Source organism: Geodermatophilus obscurus, from assembly GCF_900143215.1.
Lineage (GTDB): Bacteria > Actinomycetota > Actinomycetes > Mycobacteriales > Geodermatophilaceae > Geodermatophilus > Geodermatophilus obscurus_A.
In genome coordinates, this window is the sequence record NZ_FRDM01000003.1 from 125,880 (window position 1) to 142,836 (window position 16,957).

The following is a 16,957-nucleotide window of genomic DNA, read 5'->3' on the forward strand; positions in this document are numbered from 1 at the left end:
CTCCTCGGGTCGGTGGTCGGCGATCGACGACCCCGTCCGGGGCACCGCCCCGAGTCTGCGCGGGGTGGGCAGGACGGGGTCCTGTCTCAGACGATGTTCAGTTCAGGACGTGCCGCTGCGCCCGCGAAGCGCGCGGCGCTGAGGCCGGTGACGTCGACGACGGGCTGCTCTCCCAGGTAGAGGTCGCGCAGCACCTCCCCCACGGCCGGCCCCATCAGGAAACCGTGCCCCGAGAAGCCGGTCGCGTACAGGAAACCCTCGACCGCGTCGGCGCGACCGATGAGGGCGTTGTGGTCCGGCGTCATCTCGTACAGCCCCGCCCATCCACCGGCGATGCCGGCCCCGGCCAGGGCGGGGGCGCGCCGCTCGACGGCCGCACCGAGGCGCGGCAGCCAGCCGTCGGACCGGGTGAGCCGGAACCCGGGGGTCTCGTCCGGGTCGGACATGCCCAGGAGCAGGCCGCGGCCCTCCGCGTGGAAGTAGAAGCTGGTCTCGAAGTCGATGGTGAACGGCGTGCGGGGGTCGAGGTCGGGAACCGGCTCGGTGACCAGCACCTGCCGGCGCAGCGGGGTGACCGGCAGGTCGACACCCACCCAGGAGCCGACCTCGGCCGACCACGCGCCGGCCGTGCAGACGACGGCGTCCGTCCGGATCGTCCCGGCCCCGGTCCGCACGCCGGCCACCCGGCCGTCGCGCACGTCGATCCCGGTGGCCGCGCAGTGCGGCAGCAGCGTGGCCCCCGCCCGGCGTGCCGCGGACGCGTAGCCGAGCACGACCGACTCGGGGGTGCAGTGGCCGTCGGTCGGCGAGTACGCCGCCGCGAGCAGCCCCTCCGGTGAGATGAGCGGCGACAGGCGGCGGGCCTCCCCGACGCCGATCACCCGGCTCGGCACGCCCAGGTCGTTCTGCAGGGCGACGCTGGCCTCGAACGCCGCGACCGCCTCCGGGGTGCTGAGCAGGAACAGGTAGCCGACCTGGCGGAAGTCGACGTCCTGGCCGAACCGCGCCGGGAAGTCGCGGAAGGTCTCCAGGCTGCGCGCCCCGAGCGCGGTGTTCACCGGGTCGGAGAACTGTGCCCGCACGCCGCCGGCCGCCTTGCACGTCGAGCCCGAGCCCAGGGCGTCGCGCTCCAGCAGGACGACGTCGCGCACCCCCGCCCGCGCCAGGGAGTGGGCCGCGCTGAGTCCCACCACGCCGCCACCGATGACGACGACGGAGGCGGCGGTCGGGAGGGAGCGCGGAGCAACGGTCATCTCGGTCCTCGGGAGGTGGCGGCGCCGGGTGTGCCGCCATCGTGGTGGGCGGGGCCGCGTGGCACCAGGGACCGGGTCAGCGCCCTGCCTCGTCGAGGACCGCGGCGAGGGCGTCCACGGCCCGGTCGAGGTCGTCGGGCTCGACCACCAGCGGCGGGGACAGCCGGATGGTCTGCCCGTGCGCGTCCTTGACCAGGACGCCGCGCTCGGCCAGCCGCTCGCAGGCGGCACGCCCGGTCATCAGGGCGGGGTCGACGTCGATCCCGGCCCACAGCCCGCGGGTGCGCACCGCCGCCGCGCCGTGCCCGACCAGCCCCTCGAGCCGGTCCCGCAGCTGCACGCCGAGCTTGGCCGCCCGCTCCTGGTACTCGCCGGTCTCCAGCAGGCCCACCACCGCGTGCCCGATCGCCGCCGCGAGCGGGTTGCCGCCGAAGGTCGACCCGTGGCTGCCCGGCGTCAGGACGCCGAGGACCTCGCGGGTGGACACCACCGCCGAGACCGGGACGATGCCACCGCCGAGGGCCTTGCCGAGCAGGTAGACGTCGGGGACGACGCCCTCCAGCTCGCAGGCGAAGGTCGCCCCCGTCCGGCCCAGCCCGGACTGGACCTCGTCGGCGACGAACAGCACCCCGGCGTCCGTGCACGCCTGCCGCACCGCGGCGAGGTAGCCCGGCGGCGGCACGACGACGCCGGCCTCGCCCTGCACCGGCTCGAGCAGCACCGCGACCGTCTCCGGCGTGAGCGCTGCCCGCAACGCGTCGGCGTCGCCGTAGGGGACCACGGTGAAGCCGGGGGTGAAGGGGCCGAAACCCTCGCGCGCGGAGTCGTCGGTGGAGAAGCTGACGATCGTGGTGGAGCGGCCGTGGAAGTTGCCGGCCGCGACGACGATCTGCGCCCGCCCGGCGGGGACGCCCTTCACCTGGTAGCCCCAGCGCCGGACGACCTTGATCGCCGTCTCCACCGCCTCGGCACCGGTGTTCATCGGGAGCACCAGGTCCATCCCGGCCAGCGCGGCCAGGTCGCGGGCGAAGGGCCCCAGGCGGTCGTTGTGGAAGGCGCGGCTGGTGAGGGTCACCCGCTCCAGCTGCTCGCGGGCCGCCCGGAGCAGCACCGGGTGCCCGTGGCCGAAGTTCAGCGCCGAGTACCCGGCCAGGCAGTCGAGGTAGCGACGCCCGTCGACGTCGGTCACCCACGCTTCGTGCGCCTCGGCCACGACCACCGGCAGGGGTGCGTAGTTGGGTGCCGTCACCGCGCCGGTGAGCGCCGCGTGCTCACTGGAGGACGACGGGCTCGCACCGCGCCGAGGTGTGGTCATGGGGAGCCTCCTCCGGATCGGACGTCACGCGCTCTCCCGGCCGCCGCCCGGCGGGGCCGGGGGGCCGTGTCCTTGACAGGCTAAGAAGGCCACCCACCGGCATCAATGCGCGTTCGTTGCGTCCTGAGCGTGGATCCGTTGCAGAGATGGGCCTACGGTGCGCGGTGTGTTGCAGAGGACCGGAGACCGCCTGGACCCGCTCGACCGGCAGATCATCGGCTGCCTGACGCGCGACGCCCGCGCCACCTACGCCGTCATCGGCGACGAGGTGGGCCTGTCCGCGCCGGCGGTCAAGCGCCGGGTGGACCGGCTGCTGGCCGAGGGGGTGATCCGCGGCTTCACCGCGCTGGTCGACCCGGAGGTCCTCGGCTGGCGGACCGAGGCGTACGTGGAGGTGTACTGGAAGGGGATCCCGTCCCCCACCGAGCTGCGCCGCGCCCTGGAGAAGGTCCCCGAGATCGTGGACGCGTGCAGCGTCACGGGGTCCGCGGACGCGCTGGTGCACATCCTGGCCGCCGACATCCCGCACCTGGAGGAGGCCATCGAGCGGCTCCGGCAGCAGCCCAACGTCCAGCAGACCCGCAGCGAGGTCGTGCTCTCCCGGCTGATCGACCGCGGCCGTCCCTGACGCCCCCACCCGGAGGACCGGCGGGCTCCGCCGCGGGCCGGCCGGTCGGCCCGGCCGGCCCCCTGCTCCCGGCGCTCAGAAGGCGGGGATGACGGCGCCCTCGTAGGTCTGCTCGATGAACTGGCGGACCTCGTCGGAGTGCAGCAGCTCCTCGAGCTGCTGGATCCGCTGGTCGTCCTCGTCGCCGGCCCGCACCACCAGCAGGTTGGCGTTGGGGTTGCCCTCGGCCTCCTCCAGGGCCAGGGCGTCCTCGGCCGGGACCAGGTCGGCCTCGATGGCGTAGTTGCCGTTGATCACCGCGATGTCGACGTCGGCGAGCGAGCGGGGCACCTGCGCGGCCTCCACCTCGGAGATCTGCAGGTCCTTGGGGTTGTCCTGGACGTCGAGGGACGTCGGCGCGGCGTCCCCGGTGTCGGCCAGGGTGATCAGGCCGTTGGCCTCCAGCAGCCGCAGCGCCCGGGCGGCGTTGGTGGGGTCGTTGGGGATCGCCACGGTGCCGCCGTCGGGCAGGGCGGCCAGGTCGGTCAGCGACTCCGAGTAGATGCCCAGCGGCTCGACGTGCACCGGCGCCAGCGCGGTGAAGTCGTACCCCGCGCTGGCCTCCTGCTCCTCCAGGTAGGGGACGGTCTGGAAGTAGTTGGCGTCCAGCGACCCGTCGTCCAGGGCGACGTTGGGCTGCACGTAGTCGGTGAACTCGACGATCTCGAGGTCCAGTCCGGCGTCGGCGGCCAGGTCCTCCTCGATGAAGCGCAGGATCTCGGCGTGCGGCACCGGGGACGCGCCCACCTGCAGCGGCTCGTCGGCAGCGGACAGCTCGGCCTCGCCGCCGCCGCAGGCGGCCAGGAGGGCGGTCGCCGCGGACGCGGCCAGGAGCGAGGTGAGGCGGGAGCGCATGGCGGGGTTTCTCCTTCGAGGTGGTGCGGGGACGACGGTGGCCGGCCGGCCACCTGCGGGTCAGACGTGGGCGAGTCGGCGCGCCCAGTGGTCGCCGGCCCACTGCAGGGCCTGCACGATGACGAGCAGCAGGACGACGGTCAGCAGCGTGATGTCGGTCCGGAACTGCTGGTAGCCGAAGCGGATCGCGAAGTCGCCGAGCCCGCCTCCGCCGACGGCGCCGGCCATCGCCGAGTAGCTGATCAGCGCGACGACGGTGACGGTGGTCCCAGCGATGAGCGAGGGCCGCGCCTCCGGGAGCAGCACGGTCCGGACGACGTCCCGGCGGCGCGCACCCATCGACATCGCCGCCTCGACCTTCCCGGCGGCGACCTCGCGGAGGCTGGTCTCCACCAGCCGGGCGAGGAAGGGGACGGCGCCGATCGTCAGCGGCACGATGGCCGCCGTCGAGCCGATCGTCGTCCCGACGATGCCTCGCGTGACGGGCGCGACGAGGAACAGCAGGATGATGAAGGGCAGCGAGCGGCCGAGGTTGACGACCAGCCCCAGGAACCGGTTGAGCAGCGGACGCGGGGCGAGCGCCCCCGGGGCGCTGACCGTCAGCAGGATCCCGAGGGGGACGCCGAACACCACGGTGAGCACCGCTGCGACCCCGACCATGTACAGCGTCTCGCCGGTCGCCTCGATCAGCTGCGGGTAGATGCGGGCCCAGTCGCTCATCGGTCCACTCCCGTCGCCGCCACCGGGTTCGCGTCCCGGGGTACCGCCTCGATGAGGACGCCGTCGTCGCGCAGCCCGCGCAGCGCCCCGTCCAGTCGGTCGAGATCGCCGGTGACCCGCAGCAGCAGCCGGCCGTAACGGCCCCCGGCCACGGTCTCCACCGAGCCGCCGGCGACCTCCACCGCCAGCTCCAGCCGGCCGACCAGGGTCTGCAGGACGACGGTCTCGGGTGTGCGGTCGGTGACGGTCACCCGCAGGAGCACGCCGTCGTGGCCGGCGCCGGCGTCGGCGACCGGTGCGGGCAGCAGCGCGTCGGCCAGCGGCGAGTGCCCGCGGGTCAGCACCTCGCTCAACCGGCCGCCGTCGACGACCCGGCCCCGCTCGAGCAGCACGGCGCTGTCGCAGACCGCCTTGACCACCGCCATCTCGTGGGTGATGAGCAGCACGGTCAGCCCGAGCTCGGACCGCACGCGGCGCAGCAGCTCCAGCACGCTCGCCGTGCTGGCCTGGTCCAGCGCGGAGGTGGCCTCGTCGCAGAGCAGCACCCGGGGTCGCCCGGCCAGGGCCCGGGCGATGGCCACCCGCTGCTTCTGCCCACCGGACAGCTGCGCCGGGCGCGCTTCCGCCCGCTCCCCCAGCCCGACCAGGTCCAGCAGCTCAGCGGCCCGGCGGCGGCGCTCGGCCCGGCCGACCCCGGCCAGCTCGAGCGGGTGCTCCACGTTGCCCGCGGCCGTGCGCGAGTCCAGGAGCTCGAAGTGCTGGAACACCATCCCGATGGAGCGGCGGGCCTCGCGGACCCGGTCGTCCGGCAGGTCGGTGAGCACCCGCCCGTCGACGGTCACCGACCCCGACGTGGGCCGCTCGAGCAGGTTCACCAGGCGGACCAGCGTGCTCTTCCCGGAACCGCTGGGGCCCACCACGCCGGCGAACTCACCGGCCGCCACCCGCAGGCTGACCCCGTCGACGGCGACCACCTCCCCGGCGCGTCTCCGGGCGGGGAACACCTTGCGGACGTCGGTCAGTTCGATCACGGGAGCGCGGTCCTCGGGGGTGAGCAGGGCAGGCCGGCGAGCAGGGCGGCACGGTCGCGCGGGAACGGGGCGCGACGCGGTCCGGCTCCGACGGCCGGACGGCGCGGGGACGTCAGCGACAGAGGCAGCTGGCGGTACCGGCCAGATCGACGGCGCGGTCGCGCGTCAAGATCGGCAGGGGCACCCCACCATGGTGCCCCACCGCCCCGGCCGGACCCAAACCCCACCGGCTTGGTCTGGATCACAGTCCGCCGCGCCGACACACCCGGCTCCGGCGGAGGACGGTGCGCGCCTCCGTCACAGCTCGGTCGGAACACCCCGGTCGCTCCCCTCGGGCAATGCGCCTCCACCGGAGCCGGCCCGTCGGACGACCCGCCCCCGCCGGCGACCGGGAGGCGGACCGTGCGGCAGTCGCTGCAGCGCGTGCGGAGTGCGCGTACCCGCCGATCGGGTGCGCCCAACCCACGTCCCCGCTCACGCCGTCACGCGAGGCCGGCCTCGTGGACGCAGATCGCGACCTGGACGCGGTTGGTCACCTCCATCTTCACGAGGGATGTGCGAGACGTGGGCTTGACCGTCGCCAGGCTCGTGAAGAGCTCGCGGGCGATGTCGGCGTTGGACCTGTCGGCGGCCCGCTTCCGGCCGAGGGGACGACGTGCGGGCCCACGCCCGGCGCACCCGGACGGGACGGTCGCCGGCGGCCTGCTGCGGTCAGCAGGAGCCCTCCGGAGCGGAACCGGAGGGACCGGCTAAGTTCCTCAGAGGCAGTAGGGACAGCTCGTGCCGCCGACGGCGACCGTGCGCAGGCAGCGGAGCAGCGGACCGAGACGGGTCCCCTTGGGCACCAGGGCGTGCGCACCGGCGACCGCGGCCTCCAGGCGCACCTCCGGAACCTCCCCGGTCAGCACGATCACCCGGGCCTCGGGTCGGGCGGCACGCAGCGCCGCGGTGGCCGCCAGCCCGTCCATCCCGACCATCGACACGTCCATGAAGACGACGTCGGGCCGCAGCCGCGCGACGGCCTCCACCGCCTGCGAACCGTCCTCGCACTCGCCGACGACGGTGAGGTCGTCCTCGTCGGACAGCGCTTCGGCAAGGGCCCTGCGCACCATCGGATGGTCGTCGACGAGGAGCACGCGGATGGCGGCGGAGGCGTCGCCGCCGCAGCTGTCCCCACTCACCATGGACCTCCTCGCCGTGCGGCGTGGACCACCGGTCGGTGCTCGGCCGGTGAACCGCCGTCATCCTCCAGGAACCACAGGGTGCCTACCACGTCGGCCCCACCGCCGGGACCTCCCGCCCGGGTCGCACCCGGTCCGCACGGTCAGGAGGGCGGTGCGGCCGACGGGGCCGGCGGCGTCGCGTCAGGGCGCAGGAGGACGGCGTAGTCGGCGGCCGTCAGTGGCCGCGCGGTGAGCTGGCCGGAGGGCAGCGGCGCCTCGACCCGCTCGCCGTCCAGGACCAGGACGACGGAGTCGACCCCCGGCAGGCTGGTCGCGGTGAGCACGATCTGGGCGACCGCGCGCCGGCTGTCCAGCCCCGTCGCCGCGGCGGTGGTGCCGCCGATCCGGATGGCCGCCGTCCCGTCGGTGACCTCCGCGGCGTCGAGCTCGATCTCGGGCGGTAGCGCGGTGGACAGCTGCCGCTCGCGCTCTCCGGGGCTCGGCCCCTCGGCCAGGTCGCCGAGCAGCGCGTCGAGCCGCTCGGTCACCGAGTCGCCGTCCACCTCGCGTGGTTCGGGGACCAGCCGGTCGCCAGGCGCGACCAGGTGCACCTCGGTGGCGATCCGGGACGGCACGGGGCCGGGGGTCGGATCGGGCGTCGGGGTCGCCGAGGTCAGCCCGTACGGCACCTCGTCGCCCGGGATGGCCTCCGCCGGCCCGCCCGTCGGCACCCCGCACCCGGCGACGAGGACGAGCAGACCCGCGGTCACCCAGCGCCCGGCGTTCACCGGGCACACCCGGGCACGGAGAGGCTGAAGCGGGCCCCGCCTCCCGGGGCCGCGCTGCACCAGGCGGCCCCGCCGTGCCGGGAGGCGGTCTCCGCGACGATCGCCAGGCCCAGACCGGCCCCGGGCAACGACCGGCGGGCGGCGCGGGGGCCGCGGGCGAACCGTTCGAACACCCGCTCCCGGTCCTCGACGGGCACGCCGGGCCCGTCGTCGTCCACGCTGACCAGGACCACACCGTCCCGCCGCTGCACGTGCACGGCGGTGGGGCCGCCGGCGTGCCGGCGGGCGTTGTCGAGCAGGTTGCGCACCGCACGCTCCAGCGCGTTCTTGTCACCGGACACCGTGGTCGCACCGTCCGGGTCGGCGTGCAGCAGGTCGCCGTCCCACCCGCCGGCGGCCAGCACCTCCCGCACCAGCGCGGTCATCGACACCGGGACGTCGGAGTCGGACGGCGGGGCGCCGTCCAGACGAGCGAGGGCCAGCAGGTCGTCGAGCATCTGCCGGAAGCGGGCGAGCTCCCTCTCGACGAGGGCCAGCGCCTGGTCGGCGCGCGGCGAGAGCTCGGCGCGGCGGGCGGCGAGCACCTCCACGCTGGTCACCACCCCGGTGAGCGGGCTGCGCAGCTCGTGGCTGACGTCGCCGACGAAGCGGGCGTCGCGCTCGATCCGCGCGGCCAGGGCGTCGACCATGCTGTTGAAACCGGCGACGATGCCGACCAGGTCGGGGTCCTCGGTGGGCGGCAGACGGGTGGTCAGCTCGCCGCCGGCGATCCGGGTGGCCGCGCCGGCGACCTGCTCCAGCGGCTGCAGCGCCCGGCGGCCGGCCCACCCGCCGAAGGCCGCGCCCGCCGCCGTGGCGGCCAGCGCCCCGGCGCCCAGCACGACGGCCAGTGTGCGCAGCACCTGCTGCAGCTCGGTCAGCGGCGCCAGCTCGTAGTACTCCACCCCCGCGCTGCTGATGGGCACGCCGACGAGCAGCGCCGGGCCGTCCGGGGTGTCCAGCCGGACGGTCCCGGCCGAGCCCTCGCCGACGATGGAGCGCAGGTCCGCGGGGACGTAGCGGGCGCCCACGTCCAGGCTCGAGGAGTACCAGGCGTCGCCGCTGCGCACGACGACGTCGGCGCCGTTGGAGGGAGCCAGCTCCGCCACGACGTCACCCACCTCCGTGCCGGCGGTCGCCAGCCGGCTGCCGAGGACGTTGGCGTCGGCGAAGGTCTGCTGGATCAGCGAGGCTTCCCGCTGGTCGAGCAGGTAGCTGCGGGCCAGCAGCCAGGTCGTGGTGACCAGCACGACGGACACGAGCAGCGCGCCGACGGCCGAGCCCACCACGATCCGCGACCTCAGCCCCCGCGATCCGAGGGCTCCCCTCACCGCGGGTCCAGCCGGTAACCCAGCCCGCGAACGGTCACCACCACCCGGGGCGCGCCCGCGTCGCGCTCCACCTTGGTGCGCAACCGCCGGATGTGGACGTCGACGATCCGCTCGTCGCCGAAGAAACCGTGCTCCCACACCCGCTCCAGCAACACCTGCCGGCTGAACACCCGGCCCGGGGCCGACGCCAGCTCGCACAGCAGCCGGAACTCCGTCAGTGTCAGCGGCAGCTGCTCGTCCCCGCGGTGCACCGTGCCGGCCGCCTCGCGCAGCACGAGCGCCGGCGGGGTGGAGTCGAGGACCGCCTCCTCGGGCGCCGGGGAGGTGGCCGGGGCGCCCGACGTCGCCCGCCGCCGCAGCGCCCGCAGCCGCGCGGTGATCTCCTTGACCTGGAACGGCTTGGTCACGTAGTCGTCGGCGCCGGCCTCCAGCGCCGCGACGATGTCGTTGGTGTCCGCCCGGGCGCTGACCACGATGATCGGCAGGTCGTGGTCGCGGCGGACCTCGCGGATGACGGTGAACCCGTCCATCGAACCGAGCATCAGGTCGACGACCATGAGGTCCGGGGGCGTCACCCCGACCGCGGCCAGCGCCTCCTCACCGCTCGCGGCCTCCCCGACGTCGTAGCCCTCGTCCTCCAGCGCCCAGCGCAGGGCGGTACGGATCGGGTCGTCGTCCTCGACGACCAGCAGACGCGGCGCCACTCCGGTCATGCTGCCACCGGCCGTCCGGCGGTCGCCCCGATGTCACGGGATCGCAACGCAACGCCCGGCGGGATCGCAATCTCGGCACCGGACCGTGGTCGACAGCGCCACGGACCCCCGCGACCACTGACCGAGGAGGACTGCGATGACGATGGCTCCCCCGCGCGGCCGGATGGACGTCGGCGCCCAGGGCGACGTGGTGACCGTGCACCTCGACGACGCCCTGCTCGCCGACGGGCTGGCCGATGTGCGGTGGCTGCTGCACGACGCGCTGCTGGCCGGCGCGCGCCGCCTCGTCGTCGACCTCTCCGGCGTGCAGCACCTGTCGAGTTCCGCCGTCGCGAGCTTCCTCTGGGCGCACCGCACCTGCCGGGCCCGCGGTGGCGCGGTCGTGCTGCGTCGCGCCAACCGGCGCACCGAGGAGCTGCTGCACCGCACCGGCCTGTGGCGCGTCATCCAGCTGGAGTCCGACCGGGCGCGCGGCTGACCCCCGCCGCGCGCCCCGAGCCACGTCCCCGGAGGAGATCGTGACCGCTCTGCTGCTCGTTCTCGTGTCCGCCCTCGCCCTCGCCGTCGTCGGAGCCCTCGTCGACGGCCTGTTCTGGCTGACCCTCGTCGGTCTCGCCCTGTTCCTGGTCAGCGCCGCGCTCGGGGAGGCGCACGGCCTGGCCCGCGCCCGCGACCGCGGACGCCGGCCCGCCACCCCCGGCTCGGCCGCGGCGCGAGGCTGACGTGCTGCACACCCACGACCGCGCCCTGGTCGCGACCCTCGACCGCAGCGCGGGCACGATCCGGGTCAGCGGCCACCTGACCTCGCTCGGCGCCGACCTGGTGCGCGGCACGGCCGACCAGCTCCGCAGCGACGGCCACGTCCGCGTGACCCTCGACGTCCGCGGCGTGCACGATGTCGACGACGAGAGCTGGGCGGTCCTCCGCGAACTGCACCGCGACTTCCGCCGGGACGGCGGTGAGCTGCTCATCCGCGGCTGACCAGGGGCCACCCGGTCGGCGCCGGCCCCTGCGATCGGGCATGCCGCGCGACCGGTCGCATGCCCACGTCGAGCTCGGCCAGCAGCTCTACGCCGTGCTCCCGGTGCCGACGGCCCAATACTCGTTCGGCGGGTGGAAGAACAGCCTGTTCGGTGACTCCCACGCGCACGGCGCCGAGGGCGTGCACCTCTTCACCCGCGGCAAGGTCGTCCCCAGTCGCTGGCTGGACCCCAGCCACGGCGGCCTCAACCTCGGGTTCCCGCAGAACGTCTGATCAGGAACCCCCTGCCCCGGGGGAGGCCGGGGCCCAGGACGACGGGGCCCCTGGCCGGCACGGATGCCGGCCAGGGGCCGGCCGGGTGGTCTCCTCGCACTCGTCGAGGACACCACCCGGCGCGCTGCTCCCGTCGCTCAGGCGACGATCTCCTGCTGCCCGGTCGTCCCGGCCCGCTGTGTCGCGATCACCTCGCGCACGAGCGCGGTCAGCCGCTTGGTCGCCACCTGCTCGGCAGGGCGGCCGAAGCGGGCGCCGATCTGCTCACTGGTCACGCCGAGGGACTCCAGGCTGGCCAGCACGCCCCGGCGGGCCGCGTTGAGCCGGCGGTCCTTCGGGTCGTCCGGGGTCGGCGAGGCCTCCAGCAGCGGGTTCGCCGGCGCGGCCTCCGTGCCGGTGGCCGGGAGGGCGGCCGCGGCGGCGGCCCGGGCGGCCTCCACCACGGCGGCGGGCGTCTGCGGAGCGGCCGCAGCGGCCTGGACCCTGCGCCCGGCGGGGTGGGCCTCCATCGACGCGGCCAGGAACTGCTCGTGACGGGCCTGGATGAGCTCGGCGACGGTGAAGGAGCCGCCGGGAGTCGGCACCTCGGCCTGGAGCAGCGCCGCGCGGTTGGCCTCGGCCCACACCTCGCGCAGCTCGTCGTCGTTCGCGGCGTCGCCGATCCGCGCGACCAGGTCGGCGGCGTCGGGCTCGCCGGACCCGGACGACCGGCCGTTCCCACGGCCGGCGGCCTGCTCGGTGCGGGCCTGCTCGGTGCGCTCGTGGTCGAGCAGCCCGCCGCCGTGGAAGGGGACGAGGTCGCGCACGTGGGCGGTGCCCGGGTCGCACTTCAGGGCGTCGAAGACCAGCCACTCCAGCAGCCGGCCGGCGGCCTCGGGGGCGGTGACCTCCTTGGCCGGGTCGGCGTTGGGCTTGATCCCGACGTGCACGCTGCGCGCGCCGACGATCAGCGGCCGCCGTCCGCGGCGCAGCCGCATCCACACGGTCGCCGCGTAGGGGAACTCCCGGTGGGTCTGCACCGACCAGGTCTTCTGCCCCTCGATCGGGCGGCCGTTGGCGTCGACCTCGGTGACCTCCTTGCCCCGGGCGGTCACCACGACGATGCCGGGGAAGGTGAGCAGCTCGGTCTGCAGCTTGCGCCAGCGGGCGCCGGCGTCGTTCCACAGGTTCTGGCTGATGGTGATCTCGGCGTTGGGGTCGCGCTTGAGCAGCTCGCGGTTGCGCGCCGACCTCGCGGCGCGCTCACTGGCCCAGTCCTTCAGGCCGTCCCAGATCGCCGAGCCGGTGTCGATGCCGAGCACCACCGGCGGCTCGCCGGCGTCGGCGGCGCGGCGGGCCTCCGCCTTCACCGCCTGGACGGCGGAGAGCACCTGTGCGTAGGAGCCGTCGTGCTCGATCAGCCGGTAGTTCGCGCCGGGGAGAGCGCCGTACTCGTCACCGGCACCCTCGTTGAGGTCGATCCAGTACAGGGCGCTGATCTTGTCCGAGGCGCTGAACTGCGCCAGCGACCAGCTGTTGTGGGTGACGACGTAGTGGTCGGTCAGGTACAGGTGGTCCTCAGCGGCCACGGTGATGCAACGGACCGGCTGGACACCGAGGTACTCGACCTCTCGGATCGTGCGCCGCGGCCGCGTGCGGAAGGCCGGCCGAGCCGCCGCCCACGCCGCCACCTTCCGTCCGAGCCGGAACGGCACGAGCTCCTCCGGCAGCCGCACGGTGAGCCGGTAGGCCAGCTTCGTGACGATCCGGGTGCCGGCGGCGTCCCGGTACGCACCCTGCTTGGTCCCAGTGGCGGCGGTGCCACCGAGCGACTCAGCCAGGTGCCGCACATCGGCTGCCAGGCGTGGGGACACGGTCGTGAACGTCGCGCTGTAGCGCTCCACGCCGCCGTCCGTGTCCATCAGCCCTTGGAGCAGGGCCAACCGGTCGGCTACCGGAGCGAAGAGGTAGGCGGCCGGGACGAACTTCATGGCCGAGCCGCAACCCATCAGGCCGAGCTGGCGCAGCGCTGCAGTGGTCCGACCGCCGCTGATGCCGATCGACCGGCCGTCCGGTGAACGCCGCGTCCGGTCGCCGTCGGGCAGTGCGGTGGTGAGCCGGTCGAACAGCTCCTCGTCCCCGGAGGTGCACACCGGGCGGGACGGCGCGGTCAGCCCGCCGTCCCCCAGGAGGAGACCCAGGAGGTAGGGGTCCAGCGGCAGATCCGCATCGGCGGCGAAGTTCACGGGTGCCGTCATCGGCACGTGCAGGACGACGCCGTCGAGCACGCGCTCGCGGACCTCCGCGGTGGAGAGGACCCGGTACGGGCGCGGGTTGCGCTGCCCCTTCCTGGGACCGCTGCTGTACTGCCGGTGCCGGTCGTTGGCGGTGTGCACCGCCCACAGGTGCTCGTCGCACGCCTCGACAGTGGCACCGTCGGAGAATGTCAGTCGGTACACCGGCCGCTCGCCACGCTCGTGCACGGCCAGGACGGTGGTGGGCTCGCCGTCCGAACCGATCACCTGGTCACCGACGGCGATCTCGCCCATGGTGGTCCAGCCGGTCGGGGTTGCGATGCGGGCGTGCAGAGGTTGGGCCTTCCCGGCCTTCTCCTCCCCCTCCAGGAGGATGCACGGCCACGGCACGCGACCGGTGGGCTTGCGGGTCTTGAGGCCAGAGACGGCCATGGTGAACTCCTCGTCGACATGGGGAAGATGTCGACCGAAAGCTATGAGTGGGTACCGACACATCCATCTGCCGATCGCGCAAGCACATCCGGCCCTCTGGGGTGAAGGTGCAGGTCAGCACGGCACAGGAGCTCGAATCGGCGTGTCGGTCGTTCGCTGTCGGCGTAACCGGCGCCCGTCACGACCTCATCCGGAACAGCTCTCGCCGGGCGACTGGGACCAGGGCGATCGCGACAGCCACGGGAGAGCTACGTGAGCCGGGAGTCACGGGCGTCCTGGAGAGAGGCGGCGCGCTTTGCCGAACGAGGGAGCAGGCAGCACTAGCGTTCGGCAACGTGAGCGGCTCCTCCCACGGCGGTCCGGACGGCGACGCGCCGGACGCCGCCGTCCTGCGCGGGGCGACGCCCTACGAGCTGTGGCAGGACAGCCAGGAGACGTCGCAGCGCCTGGCCGAGGCGTACGGGCGGATCCTCGACGCCGGCACCCCGGAGGCATGCCTGACCGGCGCAGCCGCGTTCCTTCGGCTGGCGCGCCGGTACCTGGCGCTGCGGCTGAGCGCGGTCGCCGCCGACCGGCGGCTGGCGTTCGGGCAGCAGGTGCCGCCGGCCGGCGTCGCGGTGGCCGCGCTGTGGGCGGAGGTGTTCTGGGCGGCGCGGGCCGGGTCGCCGGAGGACGACTCCGGGGTGCTGGAGGAGGCCGACGCGTCCGTCCGCGGCCTGCTGGTCCTCTCCCCGGCCGACCTGGCCGACGTCGGCACCGTGACGGCCTGGTGGGAGCGGCTGCAGCGGGTGGAGGAGACCCTCGGCGGCCTCGAGATGGCGGCGCAGGTGGCGCTCGAGGTCCGGCGGGAGCGGTACGAGCACGAACTGGGAATCCGTCAGCTGGGCACGCCCTGACGTCCTGACCCGCCCTCCGCACCGCGGAGGCGGTGGGCGAGGGCGGTGTGCCGGCGTCCGGAGCCGGTGACGCGCACGGCCTGGCCCAGGGCCCTGGTCGAGCCGACGAGCACGACGAGCTGCTTGGCGCGGGTGACGGCGGTGTAGAGCAGGTTGCGCTGCAGCATCATCCAGGCGCTGGTGGTCAGCGGGACGACGACGCAGGGGTACTCGCTGCCCTGCGAGCGGTGGACGGTGACGGCGTAGGCGTGCACCAGCTCGTCGAGCTCGCCGAAGTCGTAGTCGATCGCCTCGTCCTCGTCGGTGACGACGGTGAGGGTCTGCTCGACGCCGTCGATCGCGGTGACGACGCCCTGGGTGCCGTTGAAGACGCCGTTGGCGCCCTTGTCGTAGTCGTTGCGGATCTGGCTGACCTTGTCCCCGACGCGGAACACCCGCCCGCCGAACCGCTTCTCGGCGCGGTCGGGCCGGGCCGGGGTGAGCGCCTCCTGCAGCAGCTCGTTCAGCGCGGCGGCGCCGGCCGGCCCGCGGTGCACCGGGGTCAGCACCTGCACGTCCCGGCGGGGGTCCAGGCCGAACCGGGCCGGGATCCGGCGGGTCACCACGTCCACGGTGAGCCGGGCGGCCTCCTCGGCGTCGTCGGTGGGGAACAGGAAGAAGTCGTCGAGGCCGCGGACCTGGGGCACGCTGCCGGCGTTGATCCGGTGGGCGTTGGTCACCACCCCCGACCGGCTGGCCTGCCGGAAGACCTGGGTCAGGCGCACGTGCGGAACGGGGGTGCCCTCGGCGAGCAGGTCGCGGAGCACCTCGCCGGCGCCGACCGAGGGCAGCTGGTCGACGTCGCCGACCAGGAGCAGGTGCGCGCCGGGCGGGACGGCCCGCACCAGCTTGTTGGCCAGCAGCAGGTCCAGCATCGAGGACTCGTCGACGACGACCAGGTCGGCCTGCAGCGGCCGGTCCCGGTCGAAGGCGGCGTCCCCGCCGGGGCGCAGCTCCAGCAGCCGGTGCACGGTGCCCGCCTCGACGCCGGTGAGCTCGGTGAGCCGCTTCGCCGCCCGGCCGGTCGGCGCGGCCAGCACGACCCTCGCGCCCTTGGCCGCGGCGAGGGTGACGATGGAGCGCACCGTGAAGCTCTTGCCGCAGCCGGGGCCACCGGTGAGGACGGCGACCTTCTCGGTCAGCGCCAGCTGCACCGCGGCCCGCTGCCCGGCCGCCAGGTCCACGCCCGTGCGCCGGTGCAGCCAGGTCAGTGCGGCGTCCCAGTCCACGCTCGCGAAGGCCGCCAGCCGGTCGTCGTCGGCGCTCGCCAGCCGCCTCAGCCCCCCGGCCAGCGAGACCTCCGCCCGGTGGAAGGGCACGAGGTAGTACGCCACCGTGCAGGGCTCCCCGTCCGCGCCGGGGAACTCCTCGCGGATGACCCCCTGGTCGGCGACCAGCAGGGCCAGGCAGTGACCCACCAGGTCGGCCGGGACCTGCAGGATCTCCACCGCTCGGGCCACCAGCTCGGTCTCGGGCAGGAAGCAGTGCCCCTGCCCCGTCGCCTCGGAGAGCACGAACTGCACCCCCGCCTCGACCCGCTGCGTGCTGTCGTGCGGGATCCCCACCGCGGCCGCGATGGTGTCGGCGGTCCGGAACCCGATGCCCCACACCTCGGCGGCCAGGCGGTAGGGCTCGGCCCGGACCACGCCGATCGACGCGCCGCCGTACTGCTTGTAGATGCGGACGGCCAGCGAGGTGGACACGCCCACGCCCTGCAGGAAGACCATCACCTCCTTGATGGCCCGCTGCTCCTCCCAGGCCGCGGTGATCAGCCGGGTCCGCTTGGGGCCCAGGTTGGGCACCTCGGCCAGCCGCCCGGGCTGTTCCTCGATGACCCGCAGCGCCTCGGTGCCGAAGTGGTCCACGATCCGCTCGGCCAGCCGCGGTCCGATCCCCTTGACCAGCCCCGAGCCCAGGTAGCGCCGGATGCCCTGCACCGTGGCCGGCAGCACGGTGGTGTAGTCCTCGACCTGGAACTGCCGGCCGTACTGGGGATGCGCTCCCCACCGCCCCTGCAGCCGCAGCGTCTCGCCCGGCTGCGCGCCCAGCAGCGAGCCCACCACCGTGACCAGGTCACCGCCCCGCCCGGTGTCCACCCGGGCCACGGTGTAGCCGGTCTGCGAGTTGGCGAACGTGATCCGCTCCAGCGTCGCCTCCAGCACCGCACCCGTCCGCGCCTCTCGCACCGCCGTCCCCTCGCCGCCGCCCCGTTCCTCCCGATGGTCA

The 16,957-nt window shown here is 74.6% G+C and carries 17 protein-coding genes and 1 pseudogene; 6 read left to right on the forward strand and 12 right to left on the reverse strand.

Features of this window, described 5'->3' with window-relative positions; translation table 11 throughout:
* Window positions 1-86 precede the first annotated feature (86 nt).
* Window positions 87-1,253, reverse strand: coding sequence for an NAD(P)/FAD-dependent oxidoreductase (locus BUB17_RS04555; protein ID WP_072914097.1), 1,167 nt, complete (start codon window positions 1,251-1,253; stop codon window positions 87-89).
* A gap of 76 nt (window positions 1,254-1,329) precedes the next feature.
* Window positions 1,330-2,568: an ornithine--oxo-acid transaminase gene (gene rocD, locus BUB17_RS04560; RefSeq protein WP_083606021.1), complete on the reverse strand. Its 1,239-nt coding sequence runs from the start codon at window positions 2,566-2,568 to the stop codon at window positions 1,330-1,332.
* Window positions 2,569-2,734: 166 nt separating this feature from the next.
* Here rocD and BUB17_RS04565 point away from each other — a divergent pair, with 166 nt between their 5' ends.
* The gene (locus BUB17_RS04565; RefSeq protein ID WP_244276916.1) at window positions 2,735-3,196 is read left to right on the forward strand and encodes an Lrp/AsnC family transcriptional regulator; all 462 of its coding nucleotides are present in this window, start codon (window positions 2,735-2,737) and stop codon (window positions 3,194-3,196) included.
* A 75-nt stretch (window positions 3,197-3,271) separates the two neighbouring features.
* On the opposite strand, the gene BUB17_RS04570 is transcribed toward BUB17_RS04565, so the two are convergent.
* From BUB17_RS04570 to BUB17_RS04605, 8 genes and pseudogenes are all read right to left on the reverse strand, one after another.
* Window positions 3,272-4,090: a MetQ/NlpA family ABC transporter substrate-binding protein gene (locus tag BUB17_RS04570; RefSeq protein WP_072914100.1), complete on the reverse strand. Its 819-nt coding sequence runs from the start codon at window positions 4,088-4,090 to the stop codon at window positions 3,272-3,274.
* Window positions 4,091-4,150: 60 nt separating this feature from the next.
* Complete coding sequence (locus BUB17_RS04575; protein WP_072914102.1) at window positions 4,151-4,810, reverse strand: methionine ABC transporter permease; 660 nt, start codon at window positions 4,808-4,810, stop codon at window positions 4,151-4,153.
* Window positions 4,807-5,841, reverse strand: a complete 1,035-nt coding sequence (locus BUB17_RS04580) for a methionine ABC transporter ATP-binding protein (protein WP_072914105.1) — start codon at window positions 5,839-5,841, stop codon at window positions 4,807-4,809. Before BUB17_RS04580 ends, BUB17_RS04575 begins: the two co-directional genes overlap by 4 nt.
* Window positions 5,842-6,323: 482 nt before the next feature.
* A pseudogene (locus BUB17_RS28505) lies at window positions 6,324-6,461 on the reverse strand (LuxR C-terminal-related transcriptional regulator); the annotation flags it as partial.
* A 138-nt stretch (window positions 6,462-6,599) separates the two neighbouring features.
* A complete protein-coding gene (locus tag BUB17_RS04590) occupies window positions 6,600-7,022 on the reverse strand; it encodes a response regulator (RefSeq protein WP_175561274.1) in 423 nt (140 codons plus the stop codon).
* 143 nt (window positions 7,023-7,165) lie between these two features.
* The gene (locus tag BUB17_RS04595) at window positions 7,166-7,792 is read right to left on the reverse strand and encodes a GerMN domain-containing protein (protein ID WP_072914600.1); all 627 of its coding nucleotides are present in this window, start codon (window positions 7,790-7,792) and stop codon (window positions 7,166-7,168) included.
* Window positions 7,789-9,120, reverse strand: a complete 1,332-nt coding sequence (locus tag BUB17_RS04600; RefSeq protein ID WP_244276918.1) for a sensor histidine kinase — start codon at window positions 9,118-9,120, stop codon at window positions 7,789-7,791. The genes BUB17_RS04595 and BUB17_RS04600 overlap by 4 nt, the downstream gene beginning before the upstream one ends.
* A 38-nt stretch (window positions 9,121-9,158) precedes the next feature.
* A complete protein-coding gene (locus BUB17_RS04605) occupies window positions 9,159-9,875 on the reverse strand; it encodes a response regulator transcription factor (protein ID WP_072914113.1) in 717 nt (238 codons plus the stop codon).
* Window positions 9,876-10,011: 136 nt separating this feature from the next.
* On the opposite strand from BUB17_RS04605, the gene BUB17_RS04610 reads away from it, so the two are divergent.
* The 4 genes from BUB17_RS04610 to BUB17_RS04625 are packed head-to-tail and all read left to right on the forward strand — an operon-like array spanning window position 10,012 to window position 11,130.
* Complete coding sequence (locus BUB17_RS04610) at window positions 10,012-10,353, forward strand: STAS domain-containing protein (RefSeq protein ID WP_072914116.1); 342 nt, start codon at window positions 10,012-10,014, stop codon at window positions 10,351-10,353.
* Window positions 10,354-10,393: 40 nt separating this feature from the next.
* Window positions 10,394-10,597 carry a hypothetical protein gene (locus BUB17_RS26620; protein WP_072914119.1) on the forward strand — a complete coding sequence of 68 codons (204 nt, stop codon included), beginning with the start codon at window positions 10,394-10,396 and terminating at the stop codon, window positions 10,595-10,597.
* 1 nt (window position 10,598) lies between these two features.
* Entirely contained in the window at window positions 10,599-10,856 is a 258-nt protein-coding gene (locus BUB17_RS04620; protein WP_072914121.1) for an STAS domain-containing protein, read from the forward strand.
* A gap of 40 nt (window positions 10,857-10,896) precedes the next feature.
* On the forward strand, window positions 10,897-11,130 hold the full coding sequence (locus BUB17_RS04625) for a hypothetical protein (protein WP_244276920.1): 234 nt from the start codon (window positions 10,897-10,899) through the stop codon (window positions 11,128-11,130).
* Between the two features lie 137 nt (window positions 11,131-11,267).
* Here the strand turns inward: BUB17_RS04625 and BUB17_RS28155 are convergent, their stop codons facing one another.
* The gene (locus BUB17_RS28155; RefSeq protein ID WP_072914124.1) at window positions 11,268-13,796 is read right to left on the reverse strand and encodes an LAGLIDADG family homing endonuclease; all 2,529 of its coding nucleotides are present in this window, start codon (window positions 13,794-13,796) and stop codon (window positions 11,268-11,270) included.
* 335 nt (window positions 13,797-14,131) lie between these two features.
* On the opposite strand from BUB17_RS28155, the gene BUB17_RS04635 reads away from it, so the two are divergent.
* Entirely contained in the window at window positions 14,132-14,692 is a 561-nt protein-coding gene (locus BUB17_RS04635) for a hypothetical protein (RefSeq protein ID WP_072914127.1), read from the forward strand.
* On the opposite strand, the gene recD2 is transcribed toward BUB17_RS04635, so the two are convergent.
* A complete protein-coding gene (gene recD2, locus BUB17_RS04640) occupies window positions 14,674-16,917 on the reverse strand; it encodes an SF1B family DNA helicase RecD2 (RefSeq protein ID WP_072914129.1) in 2,244 nt (747 codons plus the stop codon). The genes BUB17_RS04635 and recD2 overlap by 19 nt on opposite strands.
* Window positions 16,918-16,957: the final 40 nt, after the last annotated feature.